The organism is Roseofilum sp. Guam, from assembly GCF_017746735.1.
Lineage (GTDB): Bacteria > Cyanobacteriota > Cyanobacteriia > Cyanobacteriales > Desertifilaceae > Roseofilum > Roseofilum reptotaenium.
Window position 1 is genome coordinate 20,162 of sequence record NZ_JAGHZN010000038.1, and the last position, 15,386, is coordinate 35,547.

At 44.2% G+C, this 15,386-nt stretch carries 16 protein-coding genes and 1 pseudogene; 8 read left to right on the top strand and 9 right to left on the bottom strand.

The window, feature by feature from the left end:
- Window positions 1–80: 80 nt before the first annotated feature.
- From J7529_RS15545 to psbZ, 4 genes and pseudogenes are all read right to left on the bottom strand, one after another.
- Entirely contained in the window at window positions 81–821 is a 741-nt protein-coding gene (locus tag J7529_RS15545) for an HAD family hydrolase (RefSeq protein WP_318729756.1), read from the bottom strand.
- A 97-nt stretch (window positions 822–918) separates the two neighbouring features.
- A complete protein-coding gene (locus J7529_RS15550; RefSeq protein ID WP_271940633.1) occupies window positions 919–2,040 on the bottom strand; it encodes a 30S ribosomal protein S1 in 1,122 nt (373 codons plus the stop codon).
- Between the two features lie 309 nt (window positions 2,041–2,349).
- Window positions 2,350–2,820 (bottom strand): annotated as a pseudogene (gene ribH, locus J7529_RS15555) (6,7-dimethyl-8-ribityllumazine synthase); the annotation flags it as partial.
- A 186-nt stretch (window positions 2,821–3,006) separates the two neighbouring features.
- Window positions 3,007–3,195, bottom strand: coding sequence for a photosystem II reaction center protein PsbZ (gene psbZ / locus J7529_RS15560; protein WP_271940630.1), 189 nt, complete (start codon window positions 3,193–3,195; stop codon window positions 3,007–3,009).
- Window positions 3,196–3,399: 204 nt separating this feature from the next.
- Between psbZ and J7529_RS15565 the strand changes: the two genes are divergently transcribed.
- From J7529_RS15565 to J7529_RS15580, 4 genes are all read left to right on the top strand, one after another.
- Window positions 3,400–3,936 (top strand): DUF3172 domain-containing protein, encoded by a 537-nt coding sequence (locus J7529_RS15565; RefSeq protein ID WP_271940628.1) that lies wholly within the window; start codon window positions 3,400–3,402, stop codon window positions 3,934–3,936.
- Window positions 3,937–4,095: 159 nt separating this feature from the next.
- The gene (locus J7529_RS15570; protein WP_318729760.1) at window positions 4,096–4,761 is read left to right on the top strand and encodes a TIGR00266 family protein; all 666 of its coding nucleotides are present in this window, start codon (window positions 4,096–4,098) and stop codon (window positions 4,759–4,761) included.
- A gap of 21 nt (window positions 4,762–4,782) precedes the next feature.
- Window positions 4,783–5,463, top strand: coding sequence for a TIGR00266 family protein (locus tag J7529_RS15575; protein WP_318729761.1), 681 nt, complete (start codon window positions 4,783–4,785; stop codon window positions 5,461–5,463).
- A gap of 279 nt (window positions 5,464–5,742) precedes the next feature.
- Window positions 5,743–6,441 carry a TIGR00266 family protein gene (locus J7529_RS15580; RefSeq protein ID WP_318729762.1) on the top strand — a complete coding sequence of 233 codons (699 nt, stop codon included), beginning with the start codon at window positions 5,743–5,745 and terminating at the stop codon, window positions 6,439–6,441.
- Window positions 6,442–6,609: 168 nt separating this feature from the next.
- Here the strand turns inward: J7529_RS15580 and J7529_RS15585 are convergent, their stop codons facing one another.
- Together J7529_RS15585 and J7529_RS15590 are read right to left on the bottom strand one after the other, a co-directional pair.
- Complete coding sequence (locus J7529_RS15585) at window positions 6,610–7,290, bottom strand: hypothetical protein (RefSeq protein ID WP_318729763.1); 681 nt, start codon at window positions 7,288–7,290, stop codon at window positions 6,610–6,612.
- Window positions 7,291–7,306: 16 nt separating this feature from the next.
- Window positions 7,307–7,903, bottom strand: coding sequence for a DUF3177 family protein (locus J7529_RS15590; protein WP_318729764.1), 597 nt, complete (start codon window positions 7,901–7,903; stop codon window positions 7,307–7,309).
- 329 nt (window positions 7,904–8,232) lie between these two features.
- Here J7529_RS15590 and J7529_RS15595 point away from each other — a divergent pair, with 329 nt between their 5' ends.
- Entirely contained in the window at window positions 8,233–9,165 is a 933-nt protein-coding gene (locus J7529_RS15595) for a ParA family protein (RefSeq protein ID WP_318729765.1), read from the top strand.
- 98 nt (window positions 9,166–9,263) lie between these two features.
- Here J7529_RS15595 and J7529_RS15600 read toward each other — a convergent pair whose 3' ends face one another.
- On the bottom strand, window positions 9,264–9,611 hold the full coding sequence (locus J7529_RS15600; protein ID WP_318729766.1) for a XisI protein: 348 nt from the start codon (window positions 9,609–9,611) through the stop codon (window positions 9,264–9,266).
- 141 nt (window positions 9,612–9,752) lie between these two features.
- Between J7529_RS15600 and J7529_RS15605 the strand changes: the two genes are divergently transcribed.
- Window positions 9,753–10,004 carry an AbrB/MazE/SpoVT family DNA-binding domain-containing protein gene (locus J7529_RS15605; RefSeq protein WP_318729767.1) on the top strand — a complete coding sequence of 84 codons (252 nt, stop codon included), beginning with the start codon at window positions 9,753–9,755 and terminating at the stop codon, window positions 10,002–10,004.
- Window positions 9,998–10,321, top strand: coding sequence for a PIN domain-containing protein (locus tag J7529_RS15610; RefSeq protein ID WP_318729768.1), 324 nt, complete (start codon window positions 9,998–10,000; stop codon window positions 10,319–10,321). The genes J7529_RS15605 and J7529_RS15610 overlap by 7 nt, the downstream gene beginning before the upstream one ends.
- A gap of 141 nt (window positions 10,322–10,462) precedes the next feature.
- Here J7529_RS15610 and J7529_RS24750 read toward each other — a convergent pair whose 3' ends face one another.
- Together J7529_RS24750 and J7529_RS15615 are read right to left on the bottom strand one after the other, a co-directional pair.
- The gene (locus tag J7529_RS24750; protein WP_413038898.1) at window positions 10,463–10,753 is read right to left on the bottom strand and encodes an NfeD family protein; all 291 of its coding nucleotides are present in this window, start codon (window positions 10,751–10,753) and stop codon (window positions 10,463–10,465) included.
- Between the two features lie 16 nt (window positions 10,754–10,769).
- Window positions 10,770–10,913: a hypothetical protein gene (locus J7529_RS15615; RefSeq protein ID WP_318729769.1), complete on the bottom strand. Its 144-nt coding sequence runs from the start codon at window positions 10,911–10,913 to the stop codon at window positions 10,770–10,772.
- 255 nt (window positions 10,914–11,168) lie between these two features.
- On the opposite strand from J7529_RS15615, the gene J7529_RS15620 reads away from it, so the two are divergent.
- Window positions 11,169–15,368: an eIF2A-related protein gene (locus tag J7529_RS15620; RefSeq protein ID WP_318729770.1), complete on the top strand. Its 4,200-nt coding sequence runs from the start codon at window positions 11,169–11,171 to the stop codon at window positions 15,366–15,368.
- The last annotated feature ends 18 nt before the right edge of the window (window positions 15,369–15,386 follow it).

Below are 15,386 nucleotides of genomic sequence, written 5' to 3' on the forward strand. Positions count from 1 at the left end.
AGAAACTAGGAACTGGTTTCCATAAAGTTGATTCAATTGTGTAGAGTCAGAAAATCCTTAACTCCAGCTAACATCCCAATTTAACCGATCGCTTGTATTTCGTCTAATTTGGCGATCGCTACATCCGCTTGGTCTAGATTCGGTGATCGGCTCCATCCCCAAGCCACACCAATGCTTCCGGCGGCTTGGGCATTGCGCGCCATGGTAAAATCTCCCGGAGCATCACCCACCATCAGTACCTGTTGGGGAGAGACTCCCAACTGTTCGCAAGCAGACCAAAATACTTGAGGATTGGGTTTGGTTAAGTGGGGTTCTGCTCCTTGAATAATTTGAATATAGTCTCTGAGTTGATAAAAATCGAGAAATTGTTCTATATTTTCACGGATATCGGAGGAGACTACGCCTAATTTTAGATGCGATCGCCGCAAACGGTCGAACACTTCGGCCACTCCAGGCAGTACTACTGTTTCTTTGGCCTTATTCTGCATGACCTGATCTGCTTCCTGGAACGCTTGGTTAATTATTTCCAACGATTCCAGCCAACACCGTCCCGTTTCAGCCACATAAGCCGCTGCTGCAATTTTATTTTCTTGACGACTCCCCACAGCCGTTAATCCGGCTGGATTAAACCCCTGTTCGTCCAACCCAAAGGCCATCAGTAGCGGTTCTCCGACTCCAGGGATTTGGGCATCAATAAGGCGCGCTCTTCGCTGGGCCAGATGGCGTAGATAAGGTTCTGAGTGGGCCAGGGTTCCATCCTTATCGAATAGGATAGCGCTGATGTTCTCAAACTGGCGATCGTGACATACAACCGTTACCATACTTCGACTCCCTATTCCCTAGCGCGAAGCGCCATAACAAAAAGTTGGGTGGGACTCGCCCACCCACACCAGGGTCTCATAGCTCCTTCCTTGGTTTCTATTCAGCAGCCGCTAACTGTTCTTCTGGGATGTCTGAAACCGTTTCTTCCGGCTCCGATGCCTCAGCCTCAGCCTCAGCCTCAGCCTCATTTTCTACCTGGGGTTCTGCTGGGGCTTCTTCTACAGCCTCAACCGACTCTTGTGTCTCTTCTGCTGTCCCTTCCTCTACAGGAGTTTCAGCCGTTGGAGTCGAGCCTTCTTGAGGAAGTTCAATCCCTTCAGCTTGAGCGCGGAGTTTTTGGCGATAGCGCTCTGCCATTTCTTCGGCTTTATCGTAAACCAAATCGGGATTCTTAACCATATCGCCCGGTTCAGGTTCGAGTTGCTTAGTAGACAGAGAAATCCGGCCTCGCTCGGCATCCAAGTCAATAATCATCACTTTGATCTCATCATTGACATTGAATACACTATGGGGTGTATCGATATGGTCGTGGGAAATCTCGGAAATGTGCAGCAGACCACTGACTCCACCGATATCGATGAATGCTCCATAAGGTTTGAGACCGCGTACCATCCCTAAGACGACTTCGCCCACTTCCAAGCGGTTCATCTTACGTTCTACGAGCGCTCTTCTGTGGCTGAGAACTAAACGATTGCGGTCTTCATCCACTTCCAAGAATTTTAAGGGCAACTCTTCACCCATTAAATCCTCTTTCGGTTTGCGAGTGCTAATATGGGAACCAGGAATAAATCCCCGGAGTCCTTCAATTCTGACTAAGGCTCCACCTCGGTTTGTGGCGAATACCTGGGCCCTAACTGTTGCATCTTCTGCTTGCAGTTGCCGGACTCTTTCCCACGCTCTCATATATTCGATGCGGCGAATGGAGAGGGTCAGTTGTCCATCTTCATTTTCATCGGTAAGGATAAAGAACTCACGGGTTTCGTTAGACTGTAAGACTTCATCTGGGGTATCGATGCGGTTAATGGACATTTCCTGAATGGGAATGTATGCTGCGGTTTTCGCGCCGATGTCAATCAGAGCGCCCCTTGGCTCCAGACTGAAAACCGTACCAGCTACGGTATCGCCGGGGCTAAAATGATAGTCATATTTATCGAGCAGTGCAGCAAAATCTTCGTGCGTAAAACCGATGTCTGTAGCCATTAATTCCTGATTGACCATGCGAATGATTTCCTAGTAATTATCTCCGTATCTTTTGCTGGGGTTTACAGTGGGGACGCATTTTCGCAGCCTCCAAACCTCTACAAGGGGGTTGTACCAGTTACCCTGGGAATAACCCGAATCTGCTTATAACACAGACATTCTATAATACCCTATTTTTGTACTTCAATACCAGTCCCCTAGTCTAAAACTTGTTGAGGGGGAGTCTGAGAAGAAGACAGGGGGACACGGGGACACTCCGGACGCGGAGACGATATGGGCGCGCAGATTGGGAAGAGGGTCAGTCTACTAGGAGGGTTGAGACTTAGGGATTTGGCGCATGAGGGTGGCCATTTCTAGGGCATTCATGGCATAATTCCAACCCAGGTTACTTTTAATTCCAGCCCGTTCTAGGGCTTGTTGTAGGGTATCGGTGGTGAGGATACCAAAGATAACTGGGACTCCGGTTTGAAATCCAGCCGCAGCGATGCCTTTGGACACTTCAGCCGATACATAGTCAAAATGGGGGGTGTCGCCTCGGATCACGGCTCCTAAACAAATGATGGCATCATATTGATTGGCGATCGCCATTTGCCGAGCCACTAGAGGGATCTCGAAACTCCCCGGAACCCAGATATAATCGACTTGAGTCCCATTTGGATCGATATCTACCCCATGTCTTTTTAAGCAATCTTGACACCCAGCGAGTAGTTTTCCAGTTACGAGGTCGTTAAATCGACCAATAATAATGGCAAATCTTAGTCCCTCGGTCTGAGTAAATGTTCCCTCAAAAACGGTCATAGTTATAGCACTTTGCTCAGTAATCAGTAATCGGTAAGGGGAGAACTATGTTTCACGCTATAGTCCCCATTTCTAAGGCTTGCTCTCATCCAACTTTTCAAGTCATTGCCCTTGAAAAGGCTTATTTCTAGGGAGGGACAACAGTTAGTCTCAAAGATAACTAAGGATTGCCCCCTGCCCAGAATCTTAAACCACAAAAAAATTCAAGATGCCAACCAGGACAACTAGGATCGCCCAGAATCCAGAACCAACATACAGCAAGGGTTTAGATTGTTCCCAGTTTTGGGGAAGAGCATAGGCAACGGGAACAGCCACTACTAAGACAAAGGATAAAAGAACTAAGGCAAATAGGGATAGTTGAAATAGAATTGACATAATGTACTCTCCTAACACGAGCAAGCAAATAGGTTGAGCCAGGTATGGCCTTTGTTTTACTATAGTGCCTCATGGCACCAAGCAAAAGAGTTTTGGCGGCTGGGGCGATCGCATCAGTAGGCAATCTGTGGCCAAACTCGTCATACTAGAGTTTAGAGTGGCTCAACCCCGCTTCTCCCGTTCCTCTGTGCTAATCTAAAATTTATGACTCGAACCAGCTCAAGACGCAAATCAACCGGTAATTTTGGCCCCAAATCTTCTCCATTTAACTATACGTTGGTGGCTTTGATGGGAGGGATCTTTGTTCTGGGGATCGGGATCGGGATCGCCTTTAGCTCCACGACTACTCTATCCCCCGAAAATGTGGCTTCCCGTGATTTTATCGATCGCAGTGCCCCAGATCCAGAATTATGTGTGAAATTTGGAGCGAGTGCGATGGTGATGGATGCTCGCCTGTATGTTACCTTAAACCCCTTTAGCGTCTATATCTCTCAACCCGCGATGCAACCAGGATGTGTACTCCGGCGCAATAACTGGGTGATTTTGGAACAGCGCAATCTCCTGCCCCGTGATAAGTTTAATGATTGTAAGAATCGGATGAATACCTTTGCTTATACGGGCAGTATTGACAGTAATCCCAAGGTCAATTGTGTGTATCAAAATGATAGTGCTGAAAACTTCTTCCTCAGTCAGCCCGGACTCAATCCTGGAGGAACGGCTCCAGAGAGCGATCGCTTTTAAGAGACTTCTTGCAGAAGTCCTATCCAAGAGTTTTAATGATCTTTCTTAAGTACTGTGAGTGACGGAAGCTTAAAACAAACCTAAAAAATCCCTTCCCACTCAAAAAATATGATACGCCTGTCGGTAAATCAAGATTTATTGTACAGGGGTTTAAACATTGTGTCCTATGAAATTCGCTATAAACCCGCATTCGCGTCTGTGTTTGTCACCCTGAACCCTGGAGAACAAATCATTGCTGAAGCGGGAGCGATGACGAGTATGGATGGGGCATTATCCATGAAAACCGAGTTTTCTGGGGGCTTTTTCTCTGCCCTACTGCGGAAGTTTTTCGGGGGAGAATCCCTATTTGTCAATCGCTTTCAAAATAAGACCCAAAAGCCTTTAACTGTAGTATTTACTCAATCCTTAATTGGCGATATTGAATGTGTCAAATTAACGGGAAATGCCCTTTGTTTACAACCGGGGGCTTATATTGCCAGCGATCCTAATATTCAATTAGGGGTACGTTGGGCTGGTTTTGCCAGTTGGTTTGCTGGAGAGGGATTCTTTACGTTGAAAGTAAGCGGTAGCGGAAAAGTTTTTTTTGGTGCTTATGGTGGCATCTCTCAAGAGAGTGTATCGGGAGAATTTATTGTTGATAATAGCCATTTAGTTGCCTATAGTCCCAATATCAAAATGAGCATTGGTTTATCAGGGGGCATTTTTAGCTCAATCGCTTCTGGGGAAGGCTTGGTTAATCGTCTAAAAGGAAAAGGAGTGATTTACCTGCAATCAAGAAGTATGAGTGGTTTGGTCAGTTTTTTACGTCCGAAAGTCCGCAATTAAGAGATGGTTTAATTATCGCTTATGGATATTCAATTACTGAAGCAGCCTGATAGTGCGATCGCCAAAGTGACGCTCAACAGTGGTGAAGAAGTCATTGCTCAAGCGGGAGCCATGGTGGCGATGAGTGCTTCTATCAACACCAGTACTACCCTTCGCCAAGGAAAAGGGGGCGGAATTATGGGAGGACTCAAGCGCATGTTAGGCGGAGAATCCCTCTTTTTAAGTGTATTTCGATCGCCGACTCCTAATGGTGAAGTTTTTCTGGCTCCTACACTGATGGGAGATGTCATGGTTTACGAGATGACAGGACAAGAATTAGTGGTACAAGCCGCCTCTTATTTAGCTTGTGCGTCTGATGTGATTATTGACCTTGGCTTTGAAGGCTTAAAATCCTTATTTTCAGGTGAAGCCATTTTTTGGCTAAAAATATCAGGAGTAGGTCCTGTGATTCTTACCTCATTTGGTGGAATTTATGAGATTGATGTCAATGGGGAATATATTGTAGACACAGGTCATATTGTCGCCTTTGAACGGAGTTTGGACTTTGAAATTGGTAAAGCCAACTCCAGTTGGTTGGGGGCATTCTTTGGGGGAGAAGGATTTATTTGTCGATTCAAAGGCAAGGGAAAAGTGTACTGCCAAACCCATAATTCAGGTAGCTTTGGATTGACGGTAGGATCGCAATTACCTGAGCGTAAATAATTGCCAATTATCGTAGGATGGGCAGGGCAAGAGGGACTCTTGCAATAGCTTATATTGCTAAGGATCTAAGCTTTCAAGCTGTACTCGATAGAAGAGAGACTTGCTATAGAAGCTCAATCATATTACTTACAGCACTTTGCTTGCGTTATGAGGGACAGTGTTGAATCCCCAAAATCATGTATCACAATCCTATTCCCTATTCCCTATTCCCTAGTGCAAAGCGCTATATTTTCCTGCCCATCCTACTCACTGACCTTTTATTACCCATTACCCATTATCATGTCACAATTTACTTATCAAATTGACCATTCCCCAGCTTATGCCTCCCTGGTGTTGAATTTACTTCCCCAACAGAAGGTATTAGTGGAAGCTTCTGCCATGGCAGCCATGGATAGCAGTATCACTATGCAGTCAAAAATGAAGGGCGGTATGCTCAAAAGTGTGGGCAGAATGTTAGGGGGTGAGTCTCTGTTTATTAATGAATTTACAGCCGAAAAAGCAGGAGGATCGTTATATATTTCTCCTGGAGTGCCAGGAGATATTCAGTATTATGCCCTCGATGGCAGTAAGGGGTTGATCGTACAATCTTCTGGGTTTGTAGCTTGCAGTGAGACGATCGACATAGACACGAAGTTTCAAGGGCTAAAAGGCTTTTTTAGCGGTGAATCTTTGTTCCTGTTGCGAGCCAGTGGAACCGGTGATTTTTGGTTTAGTTCTTATGGGGCAATTATCGAAATTCCGGTGGAAGGAGCTTATGTAGTTGATACGGGTTATATCGTTGCTTTTGAGGACACTTTGCAGTATAATGTGGAGGTGATTGGCGGATTAAGTTTTAAGAGTTTGAAAACGGGAATTTTAGGGGGAGAAGGTCTAGTTTGTCGCTTTAGTGGACAAGGACGATTGTGGATTCAAACCCGTGGAATTTATCCGTTACTAAACTTTTTATATCCGTTTCGTCCGGTTAAAAGTAGTAGCTAACGATGAGAGATCGCAATCCTCCCACCAGCAACCGTCAGTTACTGATTCTCGCCGGTCTATTTGTGCTGGCGATCGTCTGCCGGACTCCGGACGCATTTATATTGCTGGTCACAAGGTTACGTTATGGCCAACCCAAAAACGAGCTAAAAAGATTCCAACCCCTCAAAATCAACGATCAGAGGAGTTCGATCTCTCAAGCCAGGCTTGCTCATCCCGCTCTCCACAGATTTCTTCATTCATCTCGCTTAAGGTCTCACCCCGTGCATCACTTGTTTCCAGCATATACTGCTGGATTTCTGTCGGTAGCATCCAGTGCATACCATCCACTGGAGCTTTTTCAAGAGTAAACCAATAAAAATCCTGAGGAATACCCATATCGCTGTAATAATCCAGATAGGGTTGATGCACATCCGCATCACGAGGGAAGTCTCGGCCGTCAAGGCTATCACCATCCCCCCAGGAATGCACGCCGAGACAAGCTCCTTGCTGAATATCTCTTTGCACACCTGCTAGAAATAGATCGGTACCGCCTGAAGACACTAGTCCATCTTCTGGGACTACGGTTGTAAACCCCATATCTCGCACCGTTCTCGCCAGCTCTAGATTAGCCGTATCATCAATGGAACCAGGCACCCACTGCAAAACCAGTGTTTTGATCGCTGGATTGTCCTTGGTTGCCATCTCAAACGTGGAAATGGCACTGCGGTCTATAACGCCATAGGCAACGAAAGAGCCATCATTCACTTCAATTTCAAGGAGGGGAATGTTAGATTCTGCGCAGCCAGTAAGTATTATCAGTCCTAGAGAGACTATTGACGATAGGCTGTAGATGCTTCTGTTATCTGTCATGATGCATTTAAATTTATTATTGGCCAACGGCTGTTCGCCCTTGTTTCCCGAGGCGAATCAGGAGAAAATAGCTCAGATAAGCCGTATAAATCAGCAATCCTAGGATACCCACAAAGCCTAAGAAACGTTCGCTGGTGGCATTGTGGAATAATAGTTTATAACCCCAAGGTGCTTCTAACCAGAGTCGGCAAAAGTCATTTTGGATTAATTCTTGCGTAGGTAAAAAAGCGCATTGTAGCGAGGGTAATTGGGCGATCGCCCCAATCCCCATAAATACCGTTACCGCCCAGCGCCAAGCCGTAAACGCCAGTTTCAGGGCACGAGACGGGGGCATATCCTCAATTTCCTCATTCAAGTCAATCCAAAACCAGAGGGATATGGGAATCAAAATCCGGGCGGATATAGAACTGACAAAGCCAATGGGCGCTCCCCCAATCATCAAATAAAGGGAGATAATCAGTAAACTAGCCACCCGCCAATAGATAATCATCAGGCGGATCAGGGGGGCAGACTGTTTCACCAGCGACCAAATCAGCAGTACCAAGGGAATACCGATCCCCACCAGTGCCACTAACCGATAGTCCATCCAAATCAGCGATCGCATCCAATCCATTCCCGCTTTGCCTCAATCTCAGAGCAGCCACATTTAACCATACCAGAACAATCTGTTTCTCACCCCATCTCCAGAGTGCAAACATTGACAAACCGATATTAAGTCTCAATAATACCATGCAAATTGAGTAGGGTGTGGGCAGTGGGGAGCAGGAAAAACCGGTTGTGCCTCTTGTTTGTTGCCTCTTGCCCCTTGGACTGTAGATAGGCATTATGATTTGAAAGGCACAACTGCTAGATGCAAGCCCTCTGCTCGACTTTCGGCATCACAAAGGCTTATAACTGTACATTTTCTGGACATTTTTCCACCGAACTGACTGGATCTTACCTATGGGACATATTATTTCAACTGTCAATATGAAAGGAGGGGTTGGCAAAACCACCCTCACGGTTAATCTAGCGGCGTGTCTTGCCAAATACCACGACAAGCGGGTTTTGATTGTCGATTTAGATACTCAAATCAGCGCCACCCTCAGTATGATGTCGCCCTCCGACTTTGCTAAACTCAGGCGAGATCAACGCACGTTAAGAGAACTGGTCAAAAAAGCGATTAATCCAGCCGCTAAAGCTGCTTTTCCGATCCAAGATATCATCATTCCCTATGCCTGTAACGTCCCCAAACTCCATTTGCTGCCTGGGGACATTGATATGTATGATGAATTTTCAGTTTCAGAAATGATTTATGAAAAAGCCGTTTATCGGGAACAAGTCAGTTTTGAAACTGTGTGGAATCGCTTTGAGAGAGTCTTGGTTGAGGGGATCTTAAAACCCATCATCGACGAATATGATTACATTATTTTAGATTGTGCCCCTGGCTATAATCTCTTAACTCGCAGTGCCCTGACTGCCAGCGATTTTTACTTACTCCCCGCTCGTCCAGAACCCTTATCATTAATCGGGATTCAGCTTTTAGAGCGTCGGTTAGCCAAACTGCGAGAAGTCCATCAAGATGAACATCCCCTAGATATTCAAATGCTTGGCATTGTCTTCACCATGGCTGGCGGATTTATCGGCCGCTATTATCGCCAAGTCATGAACCGGGTACGTACAGATTATAGTGAGGCGAAACTGTTTAAAACTCGCATCCCTTCCGATGTAAATGTCTCGAAATCTGTCGATAGTTATTTACCAGTGGTCATAGCTCATCCCCATAGCCGTGGCTCTAAAGCCTTTCAAAAATTGACGGAGGAATTATTAGATAAACTCCATACTACCATTTCCCGAAAACAACAACAATCCTCAGTGAAAATGTCGGATTTGTAATTGGGATAATGTTTAGAATAGGCAAGGGGCTTAAGCCCTTTGCCTATTCTAAACATCATAAAGACAAATCCTTAAAGGTCTAAAGCTTCTCCTTACAATTACGCTACAGAAAACTTGGTGACAGGGCGATTTTGGGGTCGAATAAATCCCCAAACAATATCTTCTTGAGGAATTCCTAACTCCATTAATTCTAAGGCAATCCCTTTTTCTGTACCATCGACCTCAATCCAAATTTTATCATCAACAATCCTCAGATGAAAAACAACCACATGAACCCGTCCAGTCCGATCCCATCCGGCATCGAGTAATAAGCAATTATTCGCCATTTCATCTTGAATCATGAACGTTTTTATCTCTCCATGACTCGGTTTATATTGACCGTGATTTTGGAGAATCTGAGCAATGATTTTGCGATAATCCTCCAGCTTATTCTCTAGTTGAGCCATTGACAAATCACCTCCTGTTCTGGATCGAAAATCATTAAGTGCATCTTTTGATTATTGATAATATCGTGAATCACTGGTTTCGGTAAACTAAATTGGTTAAAATAGTGAATGACGTTGAAGCGTTAAAAAAGATTAAGAATTATGACCGTTCAGATTGATGAATGGGGACGCATCCAACTCCCCGAAGCGGTACAAGAACAACTCGGTTTAGGGGTTGTTACCGCTCTGAATTTAGAAGTAAAAGATGGAAAAATCATCTTAACGCCCATTCACGAAGAAGCGAACGTTTCCTATGAAGGGAGTGTGCTAGTAGTGAACTCAGAAAGAAACGATAACCTTGATATTATCCATGCTTTACGAGAGGAACGAATTCAGGAGCAAATGAATTGGTAAAAGTCCTGTTTGATACTTCTATCTTGGTGTCAGCGTTTGTAGTGAGCCATCCCCATCATCAATCCTGTGCTGATTGGCTAGATCAAGCAAAAGTAGGAGAAATTGATGGGTTTGTTGCTACCCATACTCTAGCAGAAACTTACTCGGTACTCACTCGTCTTCCCCTGAGACCGCGTATTTCTGCTCATTTAGCTCAACAGTTAATTACAGAAAATAAATTTAGAGAGATTAGAAACAGTTCCTCTAGAAGCGAAAGATTATCATGTGGTGATGACCAACATGGTGAGTCTAAATCTGACTGGAGGTTCTATTTATGATGCATTGATCGCGCAAGCAGCTATCAATGTCGGTGTAGATATTTTATTGACTCTAAATCCTAGAGACTTTATTCGTTTCGGGGAAACTATTGCCCAAATCGTTCAAGTTCCATGATTCTCGTCTTTTTAAATGCAGTACATTCAAAACTTCTGGGTAATGGGTTCAACAATCAACGTAATGCTGTGCATATCAACAACACGGCAAACTTGGCCAGGTAAGAGGGTAACTGGATGCATACAGCGAGCATGCCAAGTCGTTGAACGCCATTGTACCCTTCCAGGACAAGTGGGAGAAATGGTTTGATCAACTATAGCTTCGAGTTCTAAATCATCGACATAGAAAGGATAGGGAAAATGAGAGGGTTGGGATTTTTTAGCAGAGTTGAAGAAGTTAAATATTTCTGGAGTTCTCCTAATATAATTGAAGTTAATGAAGTTAAAAAAGCGGTCAGTCTAGGAAGAGATGCCAGATTAGGGCGATCGCGCTTAAGCTAAAGCCGATCGGTGTACCCAAATAAAGACCGGCTAAGTTAATCAACAGACATTCACAAACTAGAAAGAGGCACTGTCGAGGGGATTGTCGGAGCTTCATGGTATTTTTTCTGAACGCTATAGGTAAAATTTTAGGGGTATAGAATTCTTGCGTCAGTCCGATTTCGTTAGCCCTTTTTAATCGATAAATTCCACCCTAAAGTTAGTTAGGGTGACCTGGCAGAAGTTAGATTTAGTTGATCGAGAAAGTTAGAAAAAGTTAGGACTTTGAGAAAAGGCTAGCTATTGAAGCTTGACGGTATTTACAATGGAGGATAGTCCATATAAGACTATGCCGATTGGAAAGAGGTCAATTATGCAAGCAGTAGAGGCATTTAAGTATGTCTGCAACAGATATCGTAAAGAGTACGGAAAAGAGCTGGAGGTAACCACACTACGGAATGATATTTTCTGCTTGTCTTGGGAATCAAGAAAAACATATCCAGCAATTGCAGAGCAAAAAAATTATGACGAAGGTCATGTTAAGCAGGAGGGAATGAGATTATGGAAAGAACTGAGCGATCTGTTTAATCAAAGAGTCACTAAAACTAATTTTCGATCTGTAATTGAAACAGAATTTCAATCTGAGAATAATGAACATCCGTTTCTCCTGCCTCAAGATATGAGAGAATGGTTTGAAATTTTGGATTATCAATTTGAATCGAATTACAGCATTAGAGGAGTTAACCAAAGAAAACGTTTTTTTGAATGGATTATTAAAGTTAAAGCGCGGCGAGGATGGGATCGGATTCTAGTTCGAGGAGTAGAAGGAGAAGCGCAATGCTACGACCTCAATATGTTACGTCAGTCGGTGGACAATCAGAAGACTGATGAGGGATGGTTAGTGGCGGTTCGTCGTATTAGTAAAGCGGCCCGCCATCGAGCGAATAAGGAAGAAAATAAAAAAATATTTTGCTATACATTTGATGAAGTTCTTGATATAGAAGCTGATTTTAGTAGTTATTGTGAATGGCTGGAACAGGAAGTGCAACGGCGAGAAATTGATGAAAAATATGTTCCCTTAGCCTGTAGGAAAGAAGAAGTCGATCCGGAAAATCCACCCAAAATGGTGGTTAGTCATTATGATGAAGAAGATGGCTGGATTGATGGGTATGTTGATCAATGGCAAGGTGACCCAGCGAAAAAGCATCTTTCGGTCTTGGGTGAATTTGGTACAGGTAAAACTTGGTTTGTCTTTCACTATGCTTGGGTGCAACTGCAACGGTATTTAGAGGCTAAAAAAAAAGGCGTTGAACGTCCGCGCTTGCCGATTATTATCTTGTTGCGCGACTATGCCAGAGCAGTTAATATTGAGTCGCTATTTTCTGAATTCTTTTTCCGGCAACATGAAATCCCTCTACCCGGTTATTCTGCGTTTGAGTTGCTGAATAAGATGGGTAAATTGTTGGTTATTTTTGATGGCTTTGATGAAATGGCTGCGAGAATAGACCGGCAACGGGTGATTAATAACTTTTGGAAGTTAGCGCAAACGGTTGTATCTGGAGCAAAAGTGATTCTTACTTGTCGGACTGAGCATTTCCCAGAATCGCAGGAAGGTCGTGCTTTACTGAATGGGGAGTTACAAGCTTCTGTGGCTAATCTGACTGGGGAACCTCCACAATTTGAAACCCTAGAATTGAAGAAATTTAACCATGACCAAATTCGTCAAGTTCTTTCTGGTCAGATTCAAGGGAATACGGTAGAAAAAATTATGGGTAATTCTCAGCTTTTAGATGTGGCTCGTCGTCCTTTAATGAGCGAGTTAATTCTAGATGCACTCCCGGACATTGAAGCCGGAAAAGCCATTGATTTACCTCGGATTTATTTGTATGCCGTGAAACGGAAAATGGAACGAGATATTGAGCAAGAGCGCACATTTACGTCTTTAGCTGATAAGCTCTATTTTCTCTGCGAACTCTCCTGGGAAATGCTTGCAAAGGATAAAATGAGCCTGAATTATAAGGAATTTCCAGATCGAATTCGTCGCTTGTTTCAACCCATTGTGCAAAAACAAACTGATTTAGACCACTGGCATTATGACATGATGGGTCAAACGATGTTGATTCGGAATGAGGACGGTGACTATAGTCCAGCTCATCGTTCTTTGCTAGAGTTTTTTGTCGCTTATAAATTTGCAGCAGAGTTAGGGATTTTGCCTGCTGATTTTTTGGAAGTGGCGCAACCACAGTCTCATCGTCATCCCCAAGATACTGCTCAAACGTACACTTGGTCTAGTTATTTCCAACGCCAAGTCGATGCTCAAGGTAATATGATTTCTCTCCCACCTCTGGAAACTTTGGATAGAGAACCTGTAGAAAATTTATTGACTACTCTGGGACAGAGGTGCTTAACCCAGGAAAAGGCTGTTCTGGATTTATTGTTGCCGATGATCTCTCCAGGAGAAGCAACCGAGGAGCAGTTACGAAAGGTGATACAAGCAACACAAGGTAAAACACCAGAAGAAGTGGGTTATGTGGGTGCAAATGCAGCAACGCTACTACTCAAAATGAACCCTCTGGCGTTGCGAGGGTGCGATCTTAGGGGGGCAGTGTTGCAAGGGGCGAATCTGATTGGGGCTAACTTCCAGGATGCTAATCTGACCCATGCTCATCTCAGTAACTGTCTGTTTACAGAGTTAGTTGGTGAAGTCCGAGCGTTTGCATTTACTCTAGATGGTCAATTTTGCGCGACTGGGGATGAAGCGGGCAAAATTCATTTGTGGGAAGTCGCGAATGGTCAAAAACTATGGACTTGGGAAGGTCACAATCATGTTATTAGAGCGATTGAATTTGAAGCTGATGGTCAAACATTGGTAAGCATTAGTGCGGATAAAACAGTGAAGCAATGGAATCGGACAACAACTCAGTGTATTAACAGTTTATCTATTGACTCTAATGAACTCAAAACGGCTTGCTTAAATCTGAAGAGGCAACTGTTAGCAACTGGCAATCACGATAGCATAGCGCAACTCTGGAATATTACCAATGGTGAATGCTTGCTGACATTGCCAGGGCATACGAGTTGGATTAGTAGAGTTGTGTTTAGTTCCGATGAGAAGATTTTAGTGACTGCCAGTCATGATCAGACGATCAAACTGTGGGATCTAACTCATGGTCAGTGTTTGACGACTTTATTAGGTCATGAAGGGGAAGTATTTGCTGTAGCCATCAGTCCGGATGGCAAGCTCCTAGCTAGTGGCAGTGGTGACCGAACCCTCAAGCTTTGGAATATTGCCGATCTCAATGATATTCCTCACCCCATCACCAAACACGACCATCAAAATGAAGTAAGAACGTTAGCCTTTACGCCTGATGGGACAATTCTTGCCAGTGGTAGTGGCGATCGCACTGTAAAATTGTGGAGAGTTAGCTATTTCAATCTGGAGTTACTCGATACATTACCTGGATATACCGCTTGGATAATGCAGATTGCATTTAATCCAGATGGGACAATGTTAGCCACTAGCGCTTCCAATAAACAAATCCATTTGTGGAATCTCCAAAATAGGAACGAGCCTAAGCTAAATCTGGTTTTAGAAGGTTGGAAGAATTGTGTACGCTCAATCTATTTTAGTCCCAATGGTCGCACCTTAACCAGTGCGAGTGATGATTCGGTTGTTCGATTGTGGGATGTCGAGACCAGAGATCTCAGGCGTGAGTTGCGACAACATCAGGGGCGTATACAGTCAGTGAGATTTAGCCCAGATGGTCAAACGCTCGTCAGTGGTAGTTGGGATTTGACGATCAAGTTCTGGGATGTGAATACCGGTCAATGTTTAGAAACCTTAAACAAGCATACGGATAATATCTATGTGGTTGCGTTTAGCCCAGATGGCCGTTTTCTGGCAAGTACGGGAGACGATCGCAAAATTGAGTTGTGGGATGTTCAAACCAAAAAACATCTTACAACCAAAATGTACTCCCAAAAACTGTTTGCATTAGCCTTTAGTCCCGATAATAAAACCATCGCAACTGCTGGAACTGATCCCAAGGTTGAACTCTGGAATATGGAAACAGATGACACTCTCACTGGTTTTTCAGGACACACAGGATATATTACATCAGTTGCCTTTAGCCCAGATGGAACCTTATTAGCGACAGGGAGCTATGATTGTACTGTACGACTATGGGATATGAACACCCAGGAATGTCAAGCCATTTTTCCCAGTCAGCAGGTCTGGGATTATATTATTTCATTCAGTCCCAATGGTCGATATTTAGCCAGTGGTGCAGAAAAAAATACGGTACACATTTGGGATGTCTACACTCATGAATCCTATAGAATCTTGAGCGGTCATCAGAGTTTGGTATTAGCAGTTTCCTTTAGTCCAGATGGTCGAATTCTTGCCAGTAGCAGCGCAGATGAGACGATCAAACTCTGGGATATGGAGACAGGGGAATGCATCAAAACTCTGAGGGTTCCCAGACCTTATGAGGGGGCGAATATTTCCGGAGTCGTGGGTTTAAGTGAGGCACAAAAAGCCAACCTAAAAGCCTTGGGTGCTGTGGAGAGTTGATGATTGATTTAGATGGTC